Origin of the sequence: Anderseniella sp. Alg231-50 (assembly GCF_900149695.1) — a bacterium.
Lineage (GTDB): Bacteria > Pseudomonadota > Alphaproteobacteria > Rhizobiales > Aestuariivirgaceae > Anderseniella.
Window position 1 is genome coordinate 51,821 of sequence record NZ_LT703004.1, and the last position, 21,410, is coordinate 73,230.

Annotated in this window: 18 protein-coding genes; 10 read left to right on the forward strand and 8 right to left on the reverse strand. The window is 56.9% G+C overall.

Annotation, left to right across the window (positions count from 1 at the left end):
* The first annotated feature begins 17 nt into the window (after positions 1–17).
* From DHN55_RS12845 to DHN55_RS12860, 4 genes are all read left to right on the forward strand, one after another.
* Positions 18–1,067, forward strand: coding sequence for a betaine/proline/choline family ABC transporter ATP-binding protein (locus tag DHN55_RS12845; RefSeq protein ID WP_108881902.1), 1,050 nt, complete (start codon positions 18–20; stop codon positions 1,065–1,067).
* Positions 1,064–2,635: an ABC transporter permease subunit gene (locus tag DHN55_RS12850; protein ID WP_108881903.1), complete on the forward strand. Its 1,572-nt coding sequence runs from the start codon at positions 1,064–1,066 to the stop codon at positions 2,633–2,635. Before DHN55_RS12845 ends, DHN55_RS12850 begins: the two co-directional genes overlap by 4 nt.
* 79 nt (positions 2,636–2,714) lie before the next feature.
* Entirely contained in the window at positions 2,715–3,698 is a 984-nt protein-coding gene (locus DHN55_RS12855) for an arginase family protein (RefSeq protein ID WP_108881904.1), read from the forward strand.
* Positions 3,699–3,724: 26 nt separating this feature from the next.
* Entirely contained in the window at positions 3,725–4,507 is a 783-nt protein-coding gene (locus DHN55_RS12860) for a Stf0 family sulfotransferase (protein ID WP_108881905.1), read from the forward strand.
* Between the two features lie 28 nt (positions 4,508–4,535).
* Here the strand turns inward: DHN55_RS12860 and DHN55_RS12865 are convergent, their stop codons facing one another.
* The 6 genes from DHN55_RS12865 to DHN55_RS12890 all read right to left on the reverse strand — a co-directional run bounded on the left by DHN55_RS12865 (position 4,536) and on the right by DHN55_RS12890 (position 10,157).
* Complete coding sequence (locus tag DHN55_RS12865; protein ID WP_108881906.1) at positions 4,536–4,913, reverse strand: cupin domain-containing protein; 378 nt, start codon at positions 4,911–4,913, stop codon at positions 4,536–4,538.
* Between the two features lie 75 nt (positions 4,914–4,988).
* On the reverse strand, positions 4,989–5,399 hold the full coding sequence (locus DHN55_RS12870) for a hypothetical protein (RefSeq protein ID WP_108881907.1): 411 nt from the start codon (positions 5,397–5,399) through the stop codon (positions 4,989–4,991).
* Between the two features lie 14 nt (positions 5,400–5,413).
* Positions 5,414–6,787: a glutamate synthase-related protein gene (locus tag DHN55_RS12875; RefSeq protein WP_108881908.1), complete on the reverse strand. Its 1,374-nt coding sequence runs from the start codon at positions 6,785–6,787 to the stop codon at positions 5,414–5,416.
* A gap of 43 nt (positions 6,788–6,830) precedes the next feature.
* Entirely contained in the window at positions 6,831–7,679 is an 849-nt protein-coding gene (locus tag DHN55_RS12880) for a GXGXG motif-containing protein (RefSeq protein WP_108881909.1), read from the reverse strand.
* The gene (locus DHN55_RS12885) at positions 7,667–8,602 is read right to left on the reverse strand and encodes a glutamine amidotransferase (protein ID WP_108881910.1); all 936 of its coding nucleotides are present in this window, start codon (positions 8,600–8,602) and stop codon (positions 7,667–7,669) included. Before DHN55_RS12885 ends, DHN55_RS12880 begins: the two co-directional genes overlap by 13 nt.
* 76 nt (positions 8,603–8,678) lie before the next feature.
* On the reverse strand, positions 8,679–10,157 hold the full coding sequence (locus tag DHN55_RS12890; protein WP_108881911.1) for a glutamine synthetase: 1,479 nt from the start codon (positions 10,155–10,157) through the stop codon (positions 8,679–8,681).
* Positions 10,158–10,488: 331 nt separating this feature from the next.
* Here DHN55_RS12890 and DHN55_RS12895 point away from each other — a divergent pair, with 331 nt between their 5' ends.
* Positions 10,489–11,190: an FCD domain-containing protein gene (locus DHN55_RS12895; RefSeq protein WP_108881912.1), complete on the forward strand. Its 702-nt coding sequence runs from the start codon at positions 10,489–10,491 to the stop codon at positions 11,188–11,190.
* A gap of 23 nt (positions 11,191–11,213) precedes the next feature.
* Here the strand turns inward: DHN55_RS12895 and DHN55_RS12900 are convergent, their stop codons facing one another.
* Positions 11,214–12,077: a nitrilase-related carbon-nitrogen hydrolase gene (locus DHN55_RS12900; RefSeq protein WP_108881913.1), complete on the reverse strand. Its 864-nt coding sequence runs from the start codon at positions 12,075–12,077 to the stop codon at positions 11,214–11,216.
* A 377-nt stretch (positions 12,078–12,454) separates the two neighbouring features.
* Between DHN55_RS12900 and DHN55_RS12905 the strand changes: the two genes are divergently transcribed.
* The 5 genes from DHN55_RS12905 (at position 12,455) to DHN55_RS12925 (ending at position 18,885) form a co-directional block, all read left to right on the forward strand.
* On the forward strand, positions 12,455–13,408 hold the full coding sequence (locus DHN55_RS12905; protein ID WP_108882493.1) for a glycine betaine ABC transporter substrate-binding protein: 954 nt from the start codon (positions 12,455–12,457) through the stop codon (positions 13,406–13,408).
* A gap of 118 nt (positions 13,409–13,526) precedes the next feature.
* Positions 13,527–14,567, forward strand: a complete 1,041-nt coding sequence (locus tag DHN55_RS12910) for a betaine/proline/choline family ABC transporter ATP-binding protein (RefSeq protein ID WP_108881914.1) — start codon at positions 13,527–13,529, stop codon at positions 14,565–14,567.
* A complete protein-coding gene (locus DHN55_RS12915; RefSeq protein WP_108881915.1) occupies positions 14,564–16,738 on the forward strand; it encodes an ABC transporter permease subunit in 2,175 nt (724 codons plus the stop codon). Before DHN55_RS12910 ends, DHN55_RS12915 begins: the two co-directional genes overlap by 4 nt.
* Before the next feature lie 14 nt (positions 16,739–16,752).
* Positions 16,753–18,093 (forward strand): NAD(P)-binding domain-containing protein, encoded by a 1,341-nt coding sequence (locus DHN55_RS12920; protein WP_108881916.1) that lies wholly within the window; start codon positions 16,753–16,755, stop codon positions 18,091–18,093.
* 3 nt (positions 18,094–18,096) lie between these two features.
* Positions 18,097–18,885, forward strand: coding sequence for a DUF1194 domain-containing protein (locus DHN55_RS12925; RefSeq protein ID WP_108881917.1), 789 nt, complete (start codon positions 18,097–18,099; stop codon positions 18,883–18,885).
* Between the two features lie 18 nt (positions 18,886–18,903).
* Here the strand turns inward: DHN55_RS12925 and DHN55_RS12930 are convergent, their stop codons facing one another.
* The gene (locus DHN55_RS12930) at positions 18,904–21,273 is read right to left on the reverse strand and encodes a DUF1989 domain-containing protein (protein ID WP_108881918.1); all 2,370 of its coding nucleotides are present in this window, start codon (positions 21,271–21,273) and stop codon (positions 18,904–18,906) included.
* Between the last annotated feature and the right edge of the window lie 137 nt (positions 21,274–21,410).

Genomic DNA, 21,410 nt, shown 5'->3' on the forward strand with positions numbered 1-21,410 from the left:
AAAGTTAGGACATTGTCGTGAGTGACAGCACAATCGTACTCGAGAATGTCTGGAAGATTTTCGGCGGCCGCGCCGAAGAGGCAATGCAGGCAATTGAAGACCGGGGACTTTCGAAAGCGGAGGTCCTCGCTGAGTTTGGAGCGGTGGTCGGGATTGCGGATTGCTCATTTGAAGTCAAGCGAGGCGAGATATTCTGCGTTATGGGCCTCTCGGGTTCCGGCAAATCTACCATGGTGCGCCATCTGAACCAACTTATTGCGCCCACGGCCGGCAAGATTACGGTTCTCGGCAAGGATATGGTGCGACTGGCCGGCGAAGAACTGCGCGAGATGCGCGCAATGCACATAGGCATGGTATTTCAGCACATGGCGTTGCTTCCCCACCGAACAGTGCGGGACAATGTCGCATTTCCCCTTCAGGTACGAGGCGAACCAAAATCCAAGAGATGGGCCACGTCGCAACAGTGTCTGAACATGGTCAATCTCGATGGGTACGAAGACCGTTTCCCGCGCGAGCTTTCCGGCGGCATGCAGCAGCGGGTGGGATTGGCAAGGGCCCTCGCCTCGGATCCGGAAGTCCTTCTGATGGACGAACCGTTCTCGGCCCTGGACCCCCTGATCCGGCGACAGTTGCAGGATCAGTTCATGGGGCTTTCCGCCGAGCTGCAAAAGACCACGGTTTTCATAACCCATGACCTGGATGAAGCGATACGAATAGGTGATCGCATCGCGATCATGAAGGACGGACGGATTGTCCAGATCGGGACGCCTGAGGACATCGTAACCAAGCCGGCCGACGACTACGTAAAGGATTTCGTGGAAGGTATTTCAAAACTCAAACTGGTGTTTGCCCATTCCATCATGGAGAAATTGTCTGATCACAAGCCAGTCAAAGGCGAAGACCTGTCCAAGAGCCCCCGCGCCCATCATGGCACCAATCTCGATGAACTAATCGACATTGCGACAACATCTGACAATCCAATTGTCATTCAGGATGATGATGGAAAAGACGTCGGGGTCATATCAAAGACGACGTTGCTTAAAGGGATTCAGGGAGGCAAGGGATGACCGATACTGGTCTTGAGCGGGGAGCCAGCACTCTTGATGCCTCCATTGGTGAATTCACCAAGGAAAACGAGCAATATTACACGGCTGAATTTGAAAAAATTCAGGGGACCACAGGTTTCCCCTGGTCCTGGAACACCATGGCTGCCGTGTTCGGACCGCTATGGGGCGCGTTGCGAGGTGCCTGGGGATTTTTCTGGACTTTCCTGGTACTGGAACTGTTCGTGCTGGTTCAGCTCGGGCGCGGCCTGTGGGGTGAATTGGGCGCAGATCAGCTGGCTCGCTATGATCGGCTTGTTGCAAACATTGCCAAGCGTGAGCAGCAGGCGGCAGAAGCGCTGGCGGCAGGTGATGCTGCAGATTCCGAAGCGAAACTGAAGATCGCCAGCAATCTGAAAAAAGTAGCGGAAACCGCAAAGGAGCAGGCAGCGGAAGCGGCTACCGAAGGCACAACGATTTTGCTGACCGGGTTGGTGTTGCTGGTTCTCGTGAAATTGCTGGAAGGTTTTTACGCCAATATTGCCTATGAGAAACAATATCTCAGATGGCGCGCATCCCCCGGAGTCCAAGCCGGCACCAGCAGAGCGAGTGTGGCATTCGGTGCTGTGTTGATGATTGCCATCTGGCCACTGACACTGTTCCGGTTTACGGTCGCTGATCCCGATGCAAAACTGAGCGCAATGACCAACGGTTTCCTTGGGGGCAGCATTCCGATCACCGATTTTCCGGTCAAAAAGGAATATTTTGGCGCACTCGCCAAACTGGGAGATGCCGGATTCGACTGGTTGGCCAACAATTTCGGCGATGTGTTTGACGGAATCACCGCTGGCATCAAGGCCGTGCTCGACGGACTGGAAATCATTCTCATACAAACGCCGTGGCCGGTTGTGATGGTGGTGATCACCGTCATGGCCTTCCGGCTTGCAGGCATTCGGGTGGCCATTTTCACTGCCGCTTCGCTGTTGTACCTGGCATTCATGGGATTGTGGGAAATCTCAATGATTACCGTTGCACTGATCGGTGCCGGTGCGTTCCTGTGCGTGCTGTTTGGAATCCCGCTCGGCATATGGTTCGGCAAATCCAAACGCGCCTATACGTTTGCAGAACCTGTTCTTGATTTCATGCAGACCATGCCAGCCTTCGTGTACCTGATTCCCATCATTGCCTTCTTCGGCACCGGCAAACCGCCAGGCGTGCTGGCAACCATCATCTTCGCAATGCCTCCGGTCATCCGGCTGACGGCGCTGGGTATGCGCGGCGTGCCTGAAGCCACGAAAGAGGCCGCAGTGGCGTTCGGCTGTTCAAAATGGCAATTGCTGCGAAACGTGGAAATACCACTTGCCATGCCCTCCATCATGACCGGCATCAACCAGACGATATTGATGTCACTCTCAATGGTGGTGATTGCATCGCTGATTGGTGCGGAAGGTCTTGGCGCGCTTATCCTTGAGGCGCTGCAGTACGCGGCCAAGGGACAAGGGCTCCTGGGAGGATTGGCAATTCTGTTCTGCGCGATGGTTATCGACCGGATCGCCCAGGGCATGTACAGGCGAAGTGCCGGCAAGGCCTGAGACCTGAAATGCCTGCTTCCATTATTGCTGCTCGCGGCGAACTTCGTCGCGAGCATCACGCCTTCGCAGGGAACGTTCAATGACCCGAGACCATGACGCATCGATGATGGAAAACCTCTATTGGTGGGGCATTCCGACCCTGTTCAGGTGTGAACAAGGCCGACCGGGTGACGCGGATATCGCGTTGGTGGGCGTTCCGCATTCTGCCGGCAACGGCACAACGGAAAGAGACCAGCATCTCGGTCCGCGTTCGGTGCGCAATGTTTCCGCGGTCCAGCGCAGGGTTCACTCTGAATTCCGGATTGACCCGTGGAGGAGTGCCAGGATAAAGGACGTCGGCGATGTCCCGTTTCCGCGCGCCAATGACAATGAGGACTGCGTTGAACGCATCACCGAGTTTTACCAGGAGGTAGACGAGGCCGGAGCAAGGCCTGTCTCGATTGGCGGCGATCATTCGATTACCGGCGGTATCGTGGAGGCGCTTGGCAAGGGTAAACTTGCCGGGGGTGAGCCGGTCTGTTTTCTCCACCTGGACGCCCACACGGACGTGTTTACAAAAGTGGATCACTTCCTGGGCGCAAAAAAATCGGCCGCTCACTGGGGCGCATTCCTGGCTGACGGGGGATACGTTTCGCCGGAAAATTCGATGCAGATCGGCCTCCGCGGCCACCCTCGCACCCTTGACTGGCTGGAGCCTTCCTACGAGTACGGATACAATGTGGTCACCATGGCGGAGTACCGCTCTCGTGGTGCTGAAGATGTGCTGTCGCAGATAAAGCAGACGCTTGCAGGCAGACCTGTGTACATCACCTTCGATCTTGATTGCCTTGACGTGACGGTTGCACCGGGGGTTTCAAACCTGGAACCGGGCGAAGGCGGGTTCAGCATAGACGAAGCTGTCAGCCTGGTGCGGTCGGTTCGCGGCATGAATATCGTTGGCGGGGATGTCGTTTGCCTGATGCCGACCAAGGATCACCCCAACAACATCACCTCACTGGTCGCGGGATCTATCATGTTTGAAATGATCTCGATGATTTCGGAGAATGTCGCGAACAAGCAATGACCTTGAAACCGGAGGTCACCACGACAATGAACGCGAGATCAGACAACCCTCCGGCATCCTGCATCATCTGTGCCACGCCCAGATGCGGAAGCACACTGCTGTGCGATCTTCTGCATGATACCGGGGTGGCCGGAAACCCTCACTCATTCTTCCGCAACCAGGACTTCGCCGAATGGGCAGAGGAGTTCAATGTGCCGGTCGGGGATTGGCAAGACCACCAGACTTTCGATATCCCCTATCTTGAAGCCGTGCTGAAGTATGGAGCCGGGTCAACCGAGTTGTTTGGCATGCGTTTGATGTGGGAAAGTCTTGGTAATCTGTCGGACAGGCTCGAGACGCTGTTCCCGGGGCTGCCCAGTGACAGCTCCCGTTTCCAGTCGGCATTCGGCCAGCCCGTTTACCTGCATCTGTCGCGCCAGGACAAAGTTGCCCAGGCTGTTTCACGCTGCAAGGCCGAACAGACCGGCCTGTGGCATGTGGATGCGGACGGTACTGAACGCGAGCGGGTCAAGTCCGGGAAAGCTCCACGCTATGATGCCGATGAACTTGCAAGGCTTGTCAGAGAACTGGAAGACCAAGATGCAGCTTGGACGGGCTGGTTTACCAGGCAAGGCGTAGTTCCGGTCTGCATCACCTATGAGAAGCTGTCGTCCGACCCACAAACCACATTGGCACTCGTCCTGTCTGCCCTCGGCCAGGACAAATCCATCGCGGGCAGTGTTGAACCCCGAACAGCCAAACTGGCGGACAATGAGAGCTTGGAGTGGGTAACCCGGTTTAAAGCTGAGCGATGCACTCAGACGAATTAATGCACTACTTGCCTCTGCATCGCCTGCTCTAGTTGGTCGCCGAGAACCCGACACCGGGCGACAGGTATTCTTTTCGCACCGGCGAGAAAATGTCCAGCACCACGGCCCCGTCCGGCCCGGCCTTCATGGTGTGCAATGCATTGGGCGGCGTGCGCCAGATATCGCCCTTGCTGATCTGGAATTCCTCGTCGTCCTGGTATCGGGTTGCCGATCCCGACAGCATGACGCCCCACTGTTCTTCTGGATGTTTGTGCATCTCTCCCATTGCGTTGGGATCAATGCGGACAACAGACAGCATTGCGTTCTCACCTGGAAAAATTGTCGTGGTCATGCCGTCGGCAAGCTGGCGGAACATGCCGCCTTCCTCACTGTCCAGGTTGAAGAGTTCAATTTTTGAACGGGTCATTGAAACGCTCCTGTCTTTAAAACAATGCCCCGCCGATCCGGAATCAGGCGGGGCACTGCGTTACTTGGCTATCGTCTAGAACTTTCGATAAGCCTTGTTCAGAACCACCATTGGATGATCCGGCGACATCTGGAACTTGATCAGAAGTTCGCGGGCGATCATGTCACGATCCTGCTGGTTGTCCGGCAGATCATAGCTGTCGGGGATCGCCACCCAGCCATTGATATTGCGGTCGAACACGGCGGGTTTGCCGTCGTCATAGCCCATGTGAACATCTTCCAGCCAGTTGAGGTCTTCCCAACCCATGAACTCGATGTAGCCTTTGAGAAAATCGGTAATGCGATCGTAGTCGGGCAGCAGGTTCACATCATAGCGATAGCCGATGTGTTGCCCGATGACCTGTTCGCGTTCGGAGTCAATGCCACCACCCTTGAGGAAGTGATCGACATCTCCGATCTCGGCGCCTTTATAGCCAGTTCCAGCCATCTTCGTCTCCTTCCCTAAATGTGGTGATAGTCGTCTACGCCGACCGTGAAGTCGGTACCGGCAAGCGGCACCTGGGCGATTGCCGACGCTTCCATGGTCAGGGCAGCCAGGTCTTCCGGCTCCAGACTGTGGATATTGGTCTTGCCGCAGGCACGAGCCATCATCTGGGCTTCCATGGTCAGCGTATGCAGGAAGTTGTAGACGCGTTCTGCTGCCTCATCCGGATCGAGGCGCTTGCGCAACGCCGGGTCCTGTGTCGCCACGCCGACCGGGCAGCGCCCTGTGTGACAGTGATAGCACTCGCCTGCTTCCACACCCATCTCCGACGGATAATCGGCTTCCTCGATGTCCTTGTTGCAGTTCAGGGCCATCATGGCGGAATGGCCGATTGCGATGGCATCGGCTCCCAGGGCCAGTGCCTTGGCAACGTCGCCGCCGTTTCGGATACCGCCGGCATAAACCAGCGTTATCTCGCCACGCTTGCCGATGTCGTCAATGGCACGCCGGGCCTGGCGGATGGCCGCCATGCCGGGCACCCCGGTTTCCTCGGTGGCCAGATGCGGACCGGCGCCGGTGCCGCCTTCCATGCCGTCGATATAGATCGAGTCCGGATCACACTTTGCCGCCATGCGTACGTCATCGTAGACACGTGCCGCGCCAAGCTTGAGCTGGATCGGAATCTGCCAGTCGGTCGCTTCGCGAATTTCCTGGATCTTCAGTGCCAGATCGTCCGGTCCGAGCCAGTCCGGGTGCCGGGCCGGTGAACGCTGGTCGATACCGGCAGGAAGCGAGCGCATTTCTGCGACCTGATCGGTTACCTTCTGACCCATCAGGTGCCCGCCAAGACCGACCTTACAACCCTGCCCGATGAAAAATTCGCAACCGTCAGCCAGTTGCAGATGGTGCGGGTTGAAGCCATAGCGCGACTGGATGCACTGGTAGAACCACTTTGACGAATACCGCCGCTCATCCGGGATCATGCCGCCCTCGCCCGAACACGTAGCGGTGCCGGCCATGGTAGCGCCACGCGCCAAGGCAGTCTTGGCCTCGAATGACAATGCACCGAAGCTCATGCCGGTAATGTAGATCGGAATATCGAGTTCAATCGGACGCTTGGCGCGCGGACCGATAATGGTCTTGGTCAGGCATTTTTCACGATAGCCTTCGATCACGAAACGGGTCAGCGTGCCCGGAAGAAATGTCAGATCATCCCAGTGCGGGATTTTCTTGAACAGCGAGAACCCGCGCATACGGTAGCGGCCAAGTTCCGATTTGATGTGAATGTCGTTCACCACCTCCGGCGGGAACACAAATGAATTGCCGAGCTTGTATTTCTTCTCGACCTGCAACTTGGAATGGCCAGTGTCTTTTTTGGTCTTGCCAGTCATCGAATTTACTTTCCTAAATTGTTGGAGCCTGAAAACCCGGTCGCTAGAGGACCAGTTTTTTCTCCGACGGTTCGAGGTTGTCGTAGCTCCACAGCTGCTTGCCGGCGACGATCTTGGTGAAATGATCTACGCCCTTTTCCGGCATCATTTCGTATTGCGTCAGCTTGCGGGTCAGCCATGCCTTGTCCAGATCGGTCAGTTCGGCAGGAACGGCATCCACACCGAGATCCTGGATTTCGCCACCGATAAAGATGGTGCCGTCATACATGCTGTCACCGAGGTTCTTGCCGGCATTGCCGCACACGACCATGCGGCCGCGCTGCATCATGAAGCCGGAAAACGCGCCGGTGTCGCCACCGACCAGGATGGTGCCGCCCTTCTGGTCGATGCCCGTTCTGGATCCGACCGAGCCCTTGCACACAAGGTCGCCGCCGCGAATGGCGGCGCCGAAAGTCGAGCCGGCGTTCTTTTCAACAACGCAGACACCGGCCATCATGTTTTCGGCAAAAGACCAGCCAACACGCCCGGAAATCCGTACCATCGGGCCATCGAGCAGGCCGCAGCCGAAGTAGCCCAAAGATCCGTTCACGATGAAATTCATCCGGTGCAGAATGCCGACAATGATCGAATGCTTGGCGCCGGGGTTTTCCAGCACGATGGTACCGTGGCCGGATTTAATGAGATCCCGGATCTCATTATTGATCTCGGTCGCTTCCTTGTCCTGGCAATCAACCGACCCGCGCTTGTTGAAGTCCACGTCCGGGGCAAATGCATAGGCATAGCCGCCTTCGTTCTCCAGCGAGAACATGGTCTTGATGTCACGTCCCTTGAGCGGCTCCGTATGGAGGCCCATCTCTTCGCCGGCGTGGCCGGAAGTGTCTAAGCCTGCCATACTCTTACCTCCTCGTCGTAAGGGTCCCAGGTATCTATTTCATGGGGAACGATTGCCCGGATCGCGACTTCTTCAGAGGCCAGGGCAACCATGTCATCTGTTTCGTACAGAACCATCGGTTTGGCCGCCATGGAATCCTTGGCCATGCCAAGCTGATCCTTGGTGGTCACCAGATAGGTGAATACGCCGTCGATCTCTTCAATGGATTTCTTCAACGTCTCTTCCAGCGTCATGCCCTTTTCCAGGCTGGTGGCCACGTAAACCGCCAGCAACTCGGAATCGCAATTGGACACGAAACGCTGTCCTTCACGCTCCAACTGCCGACGCATCAGCCAGTAGTTGGTGATCTGGCCGTTATGCACCACGGCGATATCGCTGTATGGGTAGGCCCAGTACGGGTGGGCAGAACGGATATCGACATCCGACTCTGTCGCCATGCGGGTATGTCCGATGCCGTGGGTCCCGGTGAAATCGCCCAGCCCGTAAGCGCTGGACACCACACCGGCATCACCCAGGTCCTTGATCAGTTCCAGAGCCGATCCGATCGACAAGATTTCCGCACCTTCGATGTCCTCGATATGATCGGACAGCAGTTTCATGTCGCCGTCATATTGAATTTCATATCGAAACGCGTACTCGGTGGCTTCATCCAGTTCCTTGACCTTGACCCCAAGCGTTTTCAGGGTTTCGTCAACGGCATCCTTGCGGCGCTTGATTTCCTCGTGAATCTTGAGCGCGCCATGCAGGTCTTCCTGCTCGGCAACCTTGAAGCGCAAGACAAAGGTGTTTTCTTCAGGTTCGCCGTAAATCGCAAACCCGGTTGAATCCGGCCCCCGGTGTTTCAGGGCCTGCAGCATGCTGGTCATTTCCTGACCGACATTGCTGGAGCCCTTCCGGTGTATCAGCCCTGCAATTCCGCACATGGGCATATCTCTCCTGTTAAGTGGTTGCACGGCGGGCCGGCGCCCGCCGAAAATCAGTCGTCAAAAAGGCCGCTGGTTACGGCAGGCATTCCATGTAGGTGTCTTTGTCCCAATCGGTGACGGAAGACATGAAGCGTCCCCATTCATCCGATTTGTACTCGTGGTAGAGCCGGTACATTTCGCCGGGCAGGCCACGCTGCACGACTTCGTCAGCCTCGAGCGCCTCAAGCGCTTCACCAAGCGACATCGGAAGCTTCTTCACATCCTTGCCGGCCTTGATGGCATCATAGATGTTTCTTTCTTCCGGCTCACCGGGGTCGAGCTTGTTGACGATACCGTCATCGGCAGCCGCCAGAATGCAGGCACCCATGAGGTAAGGGTTCACCATGGAGTCCACCGAACGGTATTCAAACCGGCCCGGTGCCGACACGCGCAAGCCCGTGGTGCGGTTCTGGAAACCCCAGTCCGCAAACACCGGCGCCCAGAAACCGGTATCCCACAAGCGGCGATACGAATTCACGGTCGACGATCCGATTGCTGTCAATGCCCGCAGGTGATGCACAATGCCGCCGATGGCCTCCAGGCCGGCTTTCTGCGGCATCTGGGGATCGTCGCCATCCGGCATGAAGGTGTTGTCTCCACCTTTCACGTACATGTAGTTGTCTTTCATGCCCGGCAGTGCTTTCGGGTCATTGCCGGTGCGGCAGAACTCGTCCTCGCCGCCATGCCACAGCGACATGTTGTGGTGACAACCCGAAGCCGAAACGCCTTCAAACGGCTTGGTCATGAAGCAGGCGAAGATGCCGAACTCGCGGGCGACCTGGGCGCAGATCTGGCGGTAAGTCGTCAACCGGTCGGCATTGCGCAACACGTCGTCGTACATCCAGTTGAGTTCCAGCTGGCCCGGTGCGTCCTCGTGATCGCCCTGGATCATGTCGAGGCCCATCGCGCGGGAGTATTCCATCACTTTCATGTAGACGGGGCGCAGGCTCTCGAACTGGTCGATGTGATAACAGTAAGGCTTGGAGTATCCGTGCTCCGGCTTACCGTCCTCATTGAACTTGAGCCACATCATTTCCGGCTCGGTGCCGACACGCAGGCTGAGGCCGTTGTGCTTCTTCTTGAAGTCGTCGTGCAGGCGGCGCAGGTTGCCGCGGCAGTCGGCGGTCAGGTACCCGCCTGGATCTTCCTTCTCCTCGCGGTTGCGGAACAGTGTGCAATAGAAGCGCCCGATGCGCTTGTCCCAGGGCAGCTGCATGAAGGTTTCAGGCTCAGGAATGCCGACAAGCTCTGCTGCTTCCGGGCCGTAACCGAGATACTCGCCGGCCCGGTTGGTGAACAGGTTCATGGTTGCGCCGTAAACGAGCTGAAAGCCTTTCTTGGCGACTGCTTCCCAGTGATCGGCAGGAATACCCTTACCCATTATTTTGCCGGTGACCGACACGAACTGGAGATAGAGATACTCAATCCCCAGCTCATCGATCATTTTCCGGACTTCCTTGACCTTTTCGGCCCTGCCCGGCGCATCAACAAAATTCTCAATATCCATTGCCATTGCACGGTTTCTCCCTGGTTGCGCACCAAATTGACCAATACCATACCAATGCTATACCAATTTTGACAACCTACAAAATGAACCCAAGCGTCTTTTCGCACAAAATTCCTCATCCGGAGCAGTCCTGACTTATCCAATCATGGAGTGAGAACAGTTGCCAAAGTTGCCTGTTCTGTGTGTACTCTATTGAGGTAACTTGACGAACCGCGATCGGAAATCGATTCAAAAATGGGCGGCAACAAGCTGATATAAATGGTAATTTATCAACTCTGCTCCTATATAAGTCATTACAGGAGCGCCTGCTCGAGGGTATGATTGCAAGGCAAAGGGAATGATTTCGATTGAACACAAGAGCGCCCGAGGAGCCCGGTCCATAACATCCGAGCTCCGCAAGGCCATCGAAACAGGCAGGTATCACGACGGGGACCAATTGCCTCCGGAGCGGGACCTTTCCGAGACCTATGCAGCTTCCCGCAATACAATCAGGAAAGCGCTGGACAACCTTGAAGAGGACGGCCTGGTGGTCCGGAAAGTCGGCAGCGGCACCTTTGTCAACTATGCCGGCCCGGCAGACCTTGAGACCGAAAACGTCGTCGAACAGATCAGCCCGCTGCAGCTGATCGATGCGCGTATCGGGTTCGAACGGCAGATGACCCGGCTGGCAGTGGTGCACGCGACCGGGCGGGATATCGAGAAAATGCAGGCCCTGCTGACCCAGCTCGAGGCTTCCGAGCAGGACCGCAACACCTTTACAAAGCTGGATTCAGAGTTCCACCATCAGCTGGCCAAGGCATCCGGCAATCCGTTAATTGTAAAATTATATCATCAAATCAATGAAGTACGCACGCATTCTCAGTGGAGAAAAGCGCGTGAACTGGTTCTCAGCCCCGAGAAAATCCGCCAGTACAACAAATTCCACAGGGGCATACTGGACGCACTGATAAACCGTGACACCAAGTCGGCCATCGATGCGTTGAATGCCCACATGGAGCTGGCCCACCTTGATCTTGTCGGCACAACCTCCGACGACTGATCAGCCCCCGCGCCACCCGGCACTCACCCGGAGCCGGCAAGCTTCGGTTTTTGCCCCTGCCCCCCGGTGCTCATGTGAATTGGCCGGTCGTGCTGAAGTGCGGGAATCCTGGCTCTCGCGGCTGCGACCCTGGACATATCCAGATCAGCCACAATGTATCCCTCACCATCGCCGGCATCGGCCAAAACCTCACCCCACGGGTCAATGATCAGAGAATGCCCGTAGCACTCGCCGCCACCGGATATTTTGCCGTATTGGCAGGGAGCTATTACATAGCACCCGGTCTCAATGGCCCTGGCACGCTGCAATACGTGCCAATGAGCCTGCCCTGTAACCTTGGTGAATGCGGCCGGAGATGCCAGCACCCCGGCGCCCTGCTTGGCGAGTTGCCGGTACAGTGCGGCGAACCGCAGGTCATAGCAGATCGACAGTCCCAGGGTTGCCCAGGGCGTGTCGGCCACGACGGCCTGGTCGCCCGGCGATATGGTCGCTGACTCACGATATGACCCACCGTCGAGATCCACGTCGAACATGTGGATCTTGTCATAGCGCGCTACCGTCTCGCCTTCGGCATTGATCAGGTACGAGCGGTTGGATATGCGTCCGTCATTGTTCTGCACGCCAATTGACCCGAGCAGGAACCAGACCCCGAGCCTGCAGGCCGCTTCGGCAAACGCCGGCAGCACCGGATGCTCTGCTTCCGGGTACGCACCGGGAAGAAACAGACCGTCCCTGGTTTCCAGACCGGAAAAGTACTCCGGCGTTGCAATCAACTGAGCGCCGTCTGCGGCGGCCTCACCGGCCAATCGCAGGCTTGTCTCTATATTGTGCAGAACATCCGGTGTGGCGCAGTTCTGCAGGCAGGCCACCGAAAATTTGTCGGACATCGCTTAATCCCATCGTGCTTGATGACAACCAATTCTATACCAATTCAACTTGCCTCAACATAATACGGCAAAGCAACTTGCAGACGTCAACCCGACAGTACGGGTCGCTTTGCGAAACAGGCAAAAAATTGGCATATTTCCCTGCACACCTGCTCGATCCGCACAATTCTCGGGCTCAGAGGCACCCCCCAACATGCTGCAAGTCAACCAATTTTACCAATTGGATCACAATCGGTTCTATTTTGGGTTGATTTGGTTCTGAAATCGGCCAATAGTGTGGGAGATGTCGCCGCTCAGAAAACGGAAAGAACATCCAATAAGCAAATTCAGCACTAGGTATGCCCAATGAGGGCTCATCAAATCCGGGAGGAATGACGATGAAGATTACAAAACTGCTGGCCACTTCGGCCATTGTTGCCGCCAGTCTGGCGTTTACTTTACCGGCATACGCAGAAGCAGAATCCGATGATCCGATCATCATGGTTCAAAACAACTGGACCAGCCAGCTGGTGCTGTCTTTTGTTGTCGGCAAGACGCTGGAAGGCATGGGATACACGGTCGAGTATGCGCCGTCGGATTCTCAGTTGCAGTTCAAGGCCATCGCCGATGGTGACATGCACTTCCAGGTGGAAGCCTGGGAAGGGTCCATGAAGACCGCCTTTGAAAAAGCCGTTGCCGAAGACGGCATGGTTGATGCCGGTGCGCACACAGCACTGACCCGCGAAGAATGGTGGATTCCTGACTACGTGCTGGAAAAGTGCCCGGAAGCCCAGAACTGGGAGGGCTTGAACGCCTGCGCGGAAATTTTCGCAACAGCGGAAACCAAGCCAAAGGGCCGCTTCGTTGGCCCGCCTGCAGACTGGGGCAAGAATTACGCAGCCCGGATTGACGCCCTTGAAATGAATTTCAAGGCAATCAATGTCGGACAGGCCGCGACCTTGTGGGCGGAGCTGCAGTCTGCCTATGACCGCAAAGAGCCGATTGTGCTGTTCAACTGGACCCCCAATTTCATCGAGTCGAAGTTCAAGGGCCGGTTTGTCGATTTCCCGAAGCCTGAAAAAGGTTGCATGGAAGACAAGGCCTGGGGACCAAATCCGAACGCGACCGGCGATTGCGGCGCACCACATTCCGGCTGGCTCAAAAAGGCTGCCTGGAAAGGGCTTGCTGAAAAGTATCCGAAGGCCTGGGGCGTGATGCAGAAAATTGACTTCAACAACGCACAGATCGCCGCTGCGGCACTAATGGTAGACGTGGACGGTTTGTCTCCGGAAGCTGCTGCCGACAAATGGATCGCCGATAACGCGGCGGTTGTCGAAGGCTGGAAGAAATAGCCTCACACCTCATGTGAACAGCGTTTCGAGGCCGGGCTGAAGACATCTTTTGCCCGGCCTTTTCATATGTGCAACGATAAGAAGACGATCCGGCAGGTTGTCTGCCGAAGGGGACAAAATGGGCGTCGACGCGCAAATCAAATGCCGCAACATCTGGAAGATCTTCGGGGCTGATCCGGAAGGTTTCATGCAGCGCCACAATGGCAACCCGACCGCGGACGATCTCGCCGCCGAAGGCTATATCGGCGCGGTGCGCGATGTATCCTTTGATGTGCATCAGGGGGAAATCCTGATCATCATGGGGCTTTCGGGATCCGGCAAATCCACTATTATTCGCTGCATTACAAGGCTGAACGACCCGACTGCCGGAGAGGTGGAATATGAAGGCCGCGACCTGCTCAAGGCGACACCGCAGGAACTGATCGACATCCGCCGCCACAAGATGGGCATGGTGTTCCAGAGCTTCGGCCTGTTGCCGCATCGCACGGTTCTGTCAAACGTCGCCTTCCCGCTTGAAGTACAGAATCTCGATCAGCTGGAGCGCGAAAAACGCGCCATGGAGATGATCGAGCTGGTTGGCCTGGGCGGCAGGGAAAACTATTTTCCGCGCGAACTGTCCGGTGGCCAGCAGCAAAGGGTCGGCATCGCCCGCTCACTGGCGGTGGAGCCTGACATCTGGTTTCTCGATGAACCGTTTTCCGCGCTCGATCCGCTTATCCGGGCGGAAATGCAGGACGAGTTCATCCGATTGCAGCAAATGCTGAAGAAAACCATTGTGTTCATCACGCATGATTTTGAAGAGGCCACCAAGCTGGCTGATCGCATTGGCATCATGAAGGACGGCGAGATGGTGCAGCTGTGCACGCCGGAAGAAATGGTGCTCAACCCGGCCGACGACTATGTGGCGGAATTCGCCCGCAACGCGCCGCGCGACCGGATTGTCTCCGCCGCCGCGATCATGAAAAAATCCACGGCAAAGGCATCCCGGAAAGTATCCGGTGCCTCCGTCTCTGCAACAGCCAAGATTGGCGAGATTGCAGAACAGGTCATCAACTCCGACAAACCTACACCGGTGGCCGACGCGAACGGGCACCTGCTGGGTCATGTGGACCGTGACCGTGTTACCAAAGCCCTGTTCGGCAAGGGCGAGATTGTATGAACAGCGCGATAACAGATCTCGGCAAGTCACCTCAGTCCAGCGTTGCCGGGCTGAACTCGTTCTGGGTGCAGATGGCCATAATGGTCTGTTTCACGGTGTTGTTGAGCCTGGTGCTCGACTTCATGAAAATCTGGCCGCAGGAATGGATCGTGCCCATCAAGGAATGGGTCACCCGATTCTTTACCTGGCTCGACAAGGAAGCCGGCATCGGACCGCTCAAGTTCAAGACCGTGACGCGCTCCATTTCCTGGCTGCTCGAGCAGCCGCTGGACTGGGCCGAGTACATATTGTACCGCGGCATCAAGACCAAGTTTGTCCCTGCAATCTTCTGGATGTTTGTGCCGGTCATCGGTCTGGCGCTGCTGCACAAACGCTTAGGCCTGCAGAAATGCCTGTTTGCCGTTTTGGCAATCTGGGCCGTTACGCTGGCCGACAATGTCCTGCTCCACACCGGCTTGTTCGAACTGCCGGCTACGATACTGGGTGCATTCGGCGTGAAGAAACTGGATGCGCTGCCCTGGATCGTCATCGTTGCCGGCGCCGGCATACTGGGACACTGGATCGGCGGCTGGAAACTGGCGCTGTTTTCGGCCGGCTGTATCGGCTACCTGGCCGTCATGGGGCTGTGGCGCGATTCCATGAAAACCTTCTCCATCGTGCTGGTGTCTGTGCCCTTCGCGGTCGTCCTTGGCCTTGCTCTGGGCATCTGGGTGACCCGGTCAAAACGGGCTGCTGCAATTATCTCGCCCATGTTCGATATCATGCAGGCGACCCCGCACATGGCCTATCTGGTGCCGGTGGTCGTGCTGTTTGGCGCAGGCCAGGTGCCTGCAATGATCGCAACGGTCATCTTCGCCATGCCGCCAATGGCCCGGTGCACCATACTGGGCATTCAGACGGTCTCCAGTGATGTTGAGGAATCCGGCCGCATGTCGGGGTGCACGCCGCGACAGCTTTTGTGGAAAGTCACGCTGCCATCATCACAGCGCATCCTCATGCTGGGGGTCAACCAGGTCGTCATGCAGACGCTGGCAATGGTGGTGATCGCGTCCATGGTCGGCGCCCAGGGGCTGGGCCACAAGCTGCTCTTCTCGCTGCAGCAATTGCGCCTTGGCGCAGCCGTTGAACAGGGCCTCGCCATTGTCCTCATGGCTGTGGTGCTCGATCGCCTTACGCAAGCCTACGCCAACCGGGCCCCCGGTGAACTGGCCTCGCGGGAAACCGGATGGAAAGCGAAAAAGCACCTGTGGCTTTTCCTCGGTGTCATGGTTGCTGCCTACGTCCTGGCCCAGTTCATTCCGATAGTGGAAAAATATCCAAGGGCATTTACCTTCACGCTTGGCCGGGACATTGATTTCGCGCTGCGCGCGTTTTCAAAACACGCCTATGACTACATCAATCCGATACGGGATTTCATCACGGTCTACATGCTGATCCCGTTTCGAGATTTCTTCCTTTGGCTGCCATGGAGCACGGTAATCGGTGTCGTCGGCCTGACCGCCTACTGGCTCGGCGGCATTCGCACCACCTTGCTGACCACCAGCCTGATCAGCGTCGTCATCCTCATCACCGGCAACTGGGAACAGGGCATGCTGACGCTTTATCTCGTCACATCCGCCGTCATACTGTGCGTGCTTATCGGTGTGCCGATCGGTATCTGGGCCTCCCGCTCCGAGCGCGCCGCGCGTCCCATCATGGCGACATGCGATACATTGCAGACATTCCCGTCATTCATCTACCTGATCCCGGTGATCATGCTGTTGAAGGTTGGCGACCTGTCGAATGTCATAGCCATCCTGGCTTACGCCACCGTACCGGCGGTGCGCTACACATACCTCGGCATCAAGCGCATTCCCGAAGTCACCATCGAAGCTTCCATCGCCAATGGCACCACCCCGTTCCAGCGGCTGTGGAAAGTGGAACTGCCGATAGCCCTGCCTGAAATCATGCTGGGCATCAACCAGACCATCATGATGGCGCTGGCCATGACCGCCATCACCGCGCTGATCGGGTCATCTGACCTGGGTCAGGAAATTTACCGCGCCCTGCCAACCGCAGACTCCGGTCGCGGCATCATGGCAGGCCTTGGTATTGCCGTTATCGGCATTGTTGCCGACAGGCTCATTCAGGCCTGGGCAGCAGAACGCAAGAAACAATTGGGAATAACCTGAGGAGAACAAAATAGATGTCAAAAAGAGTAGCTGTAATTGGAGCCGGCCCGTCCGGTCTGGCACAACTGCGCGCCTTCCAGTCTGCCGCAAAAGCAGGTGCAGATATTCCGGAAATCGTATGTTTTGAAAAGCAGGACAACTGGGGCGGGCTGTGGAACTATACCTGGCGCACCGGGCTGGATGAATATGGTGAACCGGTGCACTGCTCGATGTATCGCTACCTCTGGTCCAACGGCCCCAAGGAAGGCCTGGAATTTGCCGACTATTCGTTCGAAGAACATTTCGGCAAGCAGATCGCATCCTACCCGCCGCGCGCAGTTCTTTTCGACTATATTCAGGGCCGCGTGGAAAAGGCGGATGTGCGCAAGTGGATCAAGTTCCGCACGCCTGTGCGGCATGTTGAATGGGACGCGGGAACAAGCAAGTTCAACGTCACATCGCATGACCTCATAAACGACAAGGTAACAACTGAAGCCTTCGACAATGTTGTGTGCTGCAGCGGCCATTTCTCGACACCCAACGTGCCACACTTCGACGGCCTGGACCGCTTCAATGGCAGGGTTCTGCACGCGCATGATTTCCGCGATGCCGTGGAGTTCAAGGACAAGGACCTGCTGATTATCGGCACCTCCTATTCAGCCGAAGATATCGGTTCGCAGTGCTGGAAGTACGGCGCGAAATCAATCACGGTCAGCCACCGCACCGCCGCCATGGGCTATGACTGGCCGGACAACTGGCAGGAGGTGCCGCTCCTGACCAAGGTCGACGGTAACACCTGCACATTCAAGGACGGCACTACCAAGAACGTCGATGCCATTATCCTGTGCACCGGCTACCAGCATTATTTCCCGTTCATGGCCGAAGACCTGAAACTGCACACAGCCAACCGACTGGCCACGGCTGACCTCTACAAGGGCGTGGCCTACGTCGACAATCCGGCCCTGTTCTATATCGGCATGCAGGACCAGTGGTTCACGTTCAACATGTTTGATGCGCAAGCCTGGTGGGCGCGTGATGTTATCATGGGGCGTATTTCCATACCCGACAAAGCCGCCATGCAGGCAGACGTCGAAGACCGGATTACCCGTGAAGACGCCAACGAGGACGACTATGCCTGCATTCGCTACCAGGGTGACTATGTGAAGGAACTGATCGCGGAAACCGACTATCCAAGCTTTGACGTGGACGGCGCCAATGAAGCCTTCTTCCAGTGGAAGAAACACAAAAAACAGAACATCATGACGTTCCGCAACAACAGCTACAAGTCGGTCATCACCGGCACCATGGCACCCGCTCATCATACTCCATGGAAAGACGCGCTCGACGACTCGCTTGAGTCATACCTGGAGAACTGAGCAATGACGAGGCTGGCATGGGCAAGACGCTGTGCCAGCCTGGTCTGCCTGTGGTTTTTGGCTGCGTCCGGTCTATCGGTTCCTGCTGCACAGGCGCAGCAGGTTGATCTGGAAATCGTGCTGGCGATGGACGGGTCGGGCAGCATCAGTTCCGACGAGTTCCTGTTGCAGGTCATCGGGACCGCGGCGGCCCTCAAGGATGCGAGCGTCCAGCATGCTATTCTTTCGGGCCCGACAGGACGTGTGGCAATCGCCGCCGTCATATGGTCCGATGCGGCGTTTCCGAAATATCCCACTGAATGGCACCTGCTGAACTCTTCCCAGTCAATTGACGCGTTTGCCGAACGGCTGCTGAATTTCAACAATCCGGCAAATGCCAGCAAACGGCAGGGCAAAGGCGGCGGTGGAACCGGTATCGGAGACGGCATCGTCTACGCCCTGGAAATGATCCGAAGCAACCAGTTCAACGGCGCCCGCAAGGTCGTGGATGTTTCAGGAGATGGCGTTGAAACAGACCCATGGTTCAAGAAGGCTTTCACCCTGCCCGATGCACGCGAACTGGCCAGGGCCCAAGGCGTGACAATCAACGGCCTCGCCATTCTCACGGACAACTGGAAGCTGCATCAATATTATCGCGCCGAGGTTATCTCCGGGCCTGGCGCGTTCGTGGTCAAGGCAGTGAACTTCGATGCCTTTGCGGTCGCAATCCGCAACAAGCTGCTCAGGGAAATGTCCCCCGTGATCACCATGCATCCGCGGGACGATCAACTGCAGCTGGCTACAAGCAACTGAAGCCGGTTCCTTATCGGCCTAAGACCGCGGCCGCGTTTTCTTGGGGTCGTAATGCGCAAATGGAACGATGGTGGCCGGCAGGCGTTTCTGCTGGCCGTCCAATTTACCGACTTCCACCTTGGTTCCAACTTCCGCGTGCGCGACATCGACACGCGCCAGCGCGATGTTCTTTTTGAGTATGGGCGATCGCATCGAGGACGTGATCTCACCGATCTGGGCCCGGCCGATACGCACGCAATCGCCGTGCCCGACATCCACGGAGCTGTCTATGTCCAGCCCGACCAGCTTGCGCGACGGAGTTTCCTTGCGCCGGATAAGCGCATCGCGCCCGATGAAGTCATCGGTTTTGCTTTTCAACGGCACCGTGAAACCGATACCCGCTTCAAACGGATCGGTCTGATCAGAAAAATCATTGCCTGCGAATATCAGGCCGGCCTCGATGCGCACCATGTCCAGCGCCTCAAGCCCCATCGGTGTCAGGCCGTGCGGTTCACCGGCTGCCCAAAGTGCCTCGAAAACCGTCTCGGCATGTTTGGGGTGGCACCAGATTTCATAACCCAGTTCACCGGTATAACCTGTGCGCGACACCACAATCGGAACGCCCTGGTCGTCGCCCACCCGCCCGACGGTGAAGCGGAACCATTCCAACTCACCGAGCGCCGGCTGATGCGGCGGCGTCCAGACGAACTTCTTCAGTATGTCGCGGCTTTCAGGGCCTTGCACGGCAACGTTGTGCATCTGGTCGGTTGAGGATCGGATGTTGACCGTCAGGCCGAGTTTATCAGCCACTTCGCGCAACCAGACACCGCCGTAGTCATCGCCGCCGATCCAGCGGAAATTGTCCTTGCCCAGGCGCAAAAGCGTGCCGTCATCGATCATGCCGCCGTGTTCATAACACATGGCCGAATAGACCACCTCGCCCACCGCCAGTTTTGCGATATTGCGGGTCAGCGTGTATTGCATCAGCGCTTCGCTGTCCGGCCCGGTAATCTCGAACTTGCGCAGCGGTGACAGGTCCACCACAACCGCTTTTTCGCGGCAGGCCCAGTATTCGTCGATCGGGCCTGATTTTGAGAAACAGTTGGCAAGCCAGTAGCCCTTGTATTCTACAAAATTGCGGGTGTGCTTTTCGAAGCTGGAATGGAAGGCCGTTTGCTTGGTCATTTTCGGGTCCGAATCTGGTGTCGTACGCATGGCAATCGCGCGGGAGAACTTCTGCTCGCCCGAGTAGGTGCGCACGTGAATGTCTGTAGGGTTCCATCCGTTGGCAGCTGATGTGTCATCAGGACATGCGGACGTTACACAAATCAAATCCGTCAGCGCCCGCAGCAGCACATAATCGCCGGGCCGTGACCAGGGTTCATCGCTGAACAGGACGCCGTGGTCGTCTATGCCGGTATTGAAGAAGAAGTTGATCGCCATCCAGCCGGCCCGGGCGGTTACGCCATGTTCGGCCAGCACGGAGTTGAAGTTGTCGGAACAATTGACATGGCCCGGATAGCCGATGTCGTCATAGTATTTCGCCGCGCAGGCCAGCGCGAACGCGTCATGCCTGCCGACCGTATCCTGAACCACTTCAACCAAAGGCAGCATGTCCTGGTCATAGTATTTGGCATGCAGACCGGGCATGGGATAGGCATGTCCCATCAGCGCGCGCGTCGTGGTGACGTCAAGCGCATGTTCAACTCCCTTATCCAGCTTGCGCGCCGCGAAGCACTGGAAGTCCGTGCACTGGCGCCCGTCCACATCAAGAATCTGGATGAAATCACCCGCCTTCACGAAATAGCTTTCAGCCGTTTCGGTGTGAACGCGAAGATCGAGTACGGGATCAGCCAACGGGTCCGGCAGTTCGAATTTCACACGGGGCTTAACAACTGCCCGGGTTACCATGACGGTGAGCGGGGTGGAGGTGTCCTGGGCTTCCATGTCCATGGCCCCGCCGGGGGCCGCGATGATCACCATGCCATCGCGCTGAACCAACAATTCGGTCTCCTCGCCATGGCGGGTCCGGTCATCGAAAAAAATCAACGCACCGGCGCCGGCAAGATCAATATTCCGGCTCTCAAGCCCCATGCGCAATCCGCGCAAGCTGGTGTCCGGTCCGGCCAGAAGCGCCTTCAGGCCACCGGCGTCCGAGTTTGCCTTCGCGCCGAGCACGCCTGCATCAATCTTGCCGTTGCTGTCTGCTGCAACGATTTCGCAAACCTGGCCGCCTTCGTCGTTAGCGACGGTAAACCTGTCGCCCTGCTCTACCGGAATCAATATGGCACCGGCACCTTGAACCACATATCTTTCGGTGCCCGGCGGCATGGAGAAAACCCCAGGCTGAATGATATTGCTTGCAACGGGAGGCCCCGTTCTGACAACCGGATATTCTGTTTCCAGCATGCCTTGTTTCCTCGAGCCACATTCAGATGCAATCCACTATCTGCTTTTGCATGTGTGGAATAAAAATTGATCGATAAGAATAACCGCCAGCCTCCCCCTTAACAAGCTGTTTCTGGTGTTTTCATGGGGGCGGTGAG

Coding starts and splice junctions, on each gene's coding strand:
- DHN55_RS12900 (WP_108881913.1), bottom strand. CDS start 12,077: ATGTCCGACAAATTTTCGGTGGCCTGCCTGCAGAACTGCGCCACACCG.
- DHN55_RS12890 (WP_108881911.1), bottom strand. CDS start 10,157: ATGGCAATGGATATTGAGAATTTTGTTGATGCGCCGGGCAGGGCCGAA.
- DHN55_RS12895 (WP_108881912.1), top strand. CDS start 10,489: ATGATTTCGATTGAACACAAGAGCGCCCGAGGAGCCCGGTCCATAACA.
- DHN55_RS12910 (WP_108881914.1), top strand. CDS start 13,527: ATGGGCGTCGACGCGCAAATCAAATGCCGCAACATCTGGAAGATCTTC.
- DHN55_RS12855 (WP_108881904.1), top strand. CDS start 2,715: ATGACCCGAGACCATGACGCATCGATGATGGAAAACCTCTATTGGTGG.
- DHN55_RS12860 (WP_108881905.1), top strand. CDS start 3,725: ATGAACGCGAGATCAGACAACCCTCCGGCATCCTGCATCATCTGTGCC.
- DHN55_RS12870 (WP_108881907.1), bottom strand. CDS start 5,399: ATGGCTGGAACTGGCTATAAAGGCGCCGAGATCGGAGATGTCGATCAC.
- DHN55_RS12875 (WP_108881908.1), bottom strand. CDS start 6,787: ATGACTGGCAAGACCAAAAAAGACACTGGCCATTCCAAGTTGCAGGTC.
- DHN55_RS12850 (WP_108881903.1), top strand. CDS start 1,064: ATGACCGATACTGGTCTTGAGCGGGGAGCCAGCACTCTTGATGCCTCC.
- DHN55_RS12880 (WP_108881909.1), bottom strand. CDS start 7,679: ATGGCAGGCTTAGACACTTCCGGCCACGCCGGCGAAGAGATGGGCCTC.
- DHN55_RS12865 (WP_108881906.1), bottom strand. CDS start 4,913: ATGACCCGTTCAAAAATTGAACTCTTCAACCTGGACAGTGAGGAAGGC.
- DHN55_RS12905 (WP_108882493.1), top strand. CDS start 12,455: ATGAAGATTACAAAACTGCTGGCCACTTCGGCCATTGTTGCCGCCAGT.
- DHN55_RS12925 (WP_108881917.1), top strand. CDS start 18,097: ATGACGAGGCTGGCATGGGCAAGACGCTGTGCCAGCCTGGTCTGCCTG.
- DHN55_RS12930 (WP_108881918.1), bottom strand. CDS start 21,273: ATGCTGGAAACAGAATATCCGGTTGTCAGAACGGGGCCTCCCGTTGCA.
- DHN55_RS12915 (WP_108881915.1), top strand. CDS start 14,564: ATGAACAGCGCGATAACAGATCTCGGCAAGTCACCTCAGTCCAGCGTT.
- DHN55_RS12920 (WP_108881916.1), top strand. CDS start 16,753: ATGTCAAAAAGAGTAGCTGTAATTGGAGCCGGCCCGTCCGGTCTGGCA.
- DHN55_RS12885 (WP_108881910.1), bottom strand. CDS start 8,602: ATGTGCGGAATTGCAGGGCTGATACACCGGAAGGGCTCCAGCAATGTC.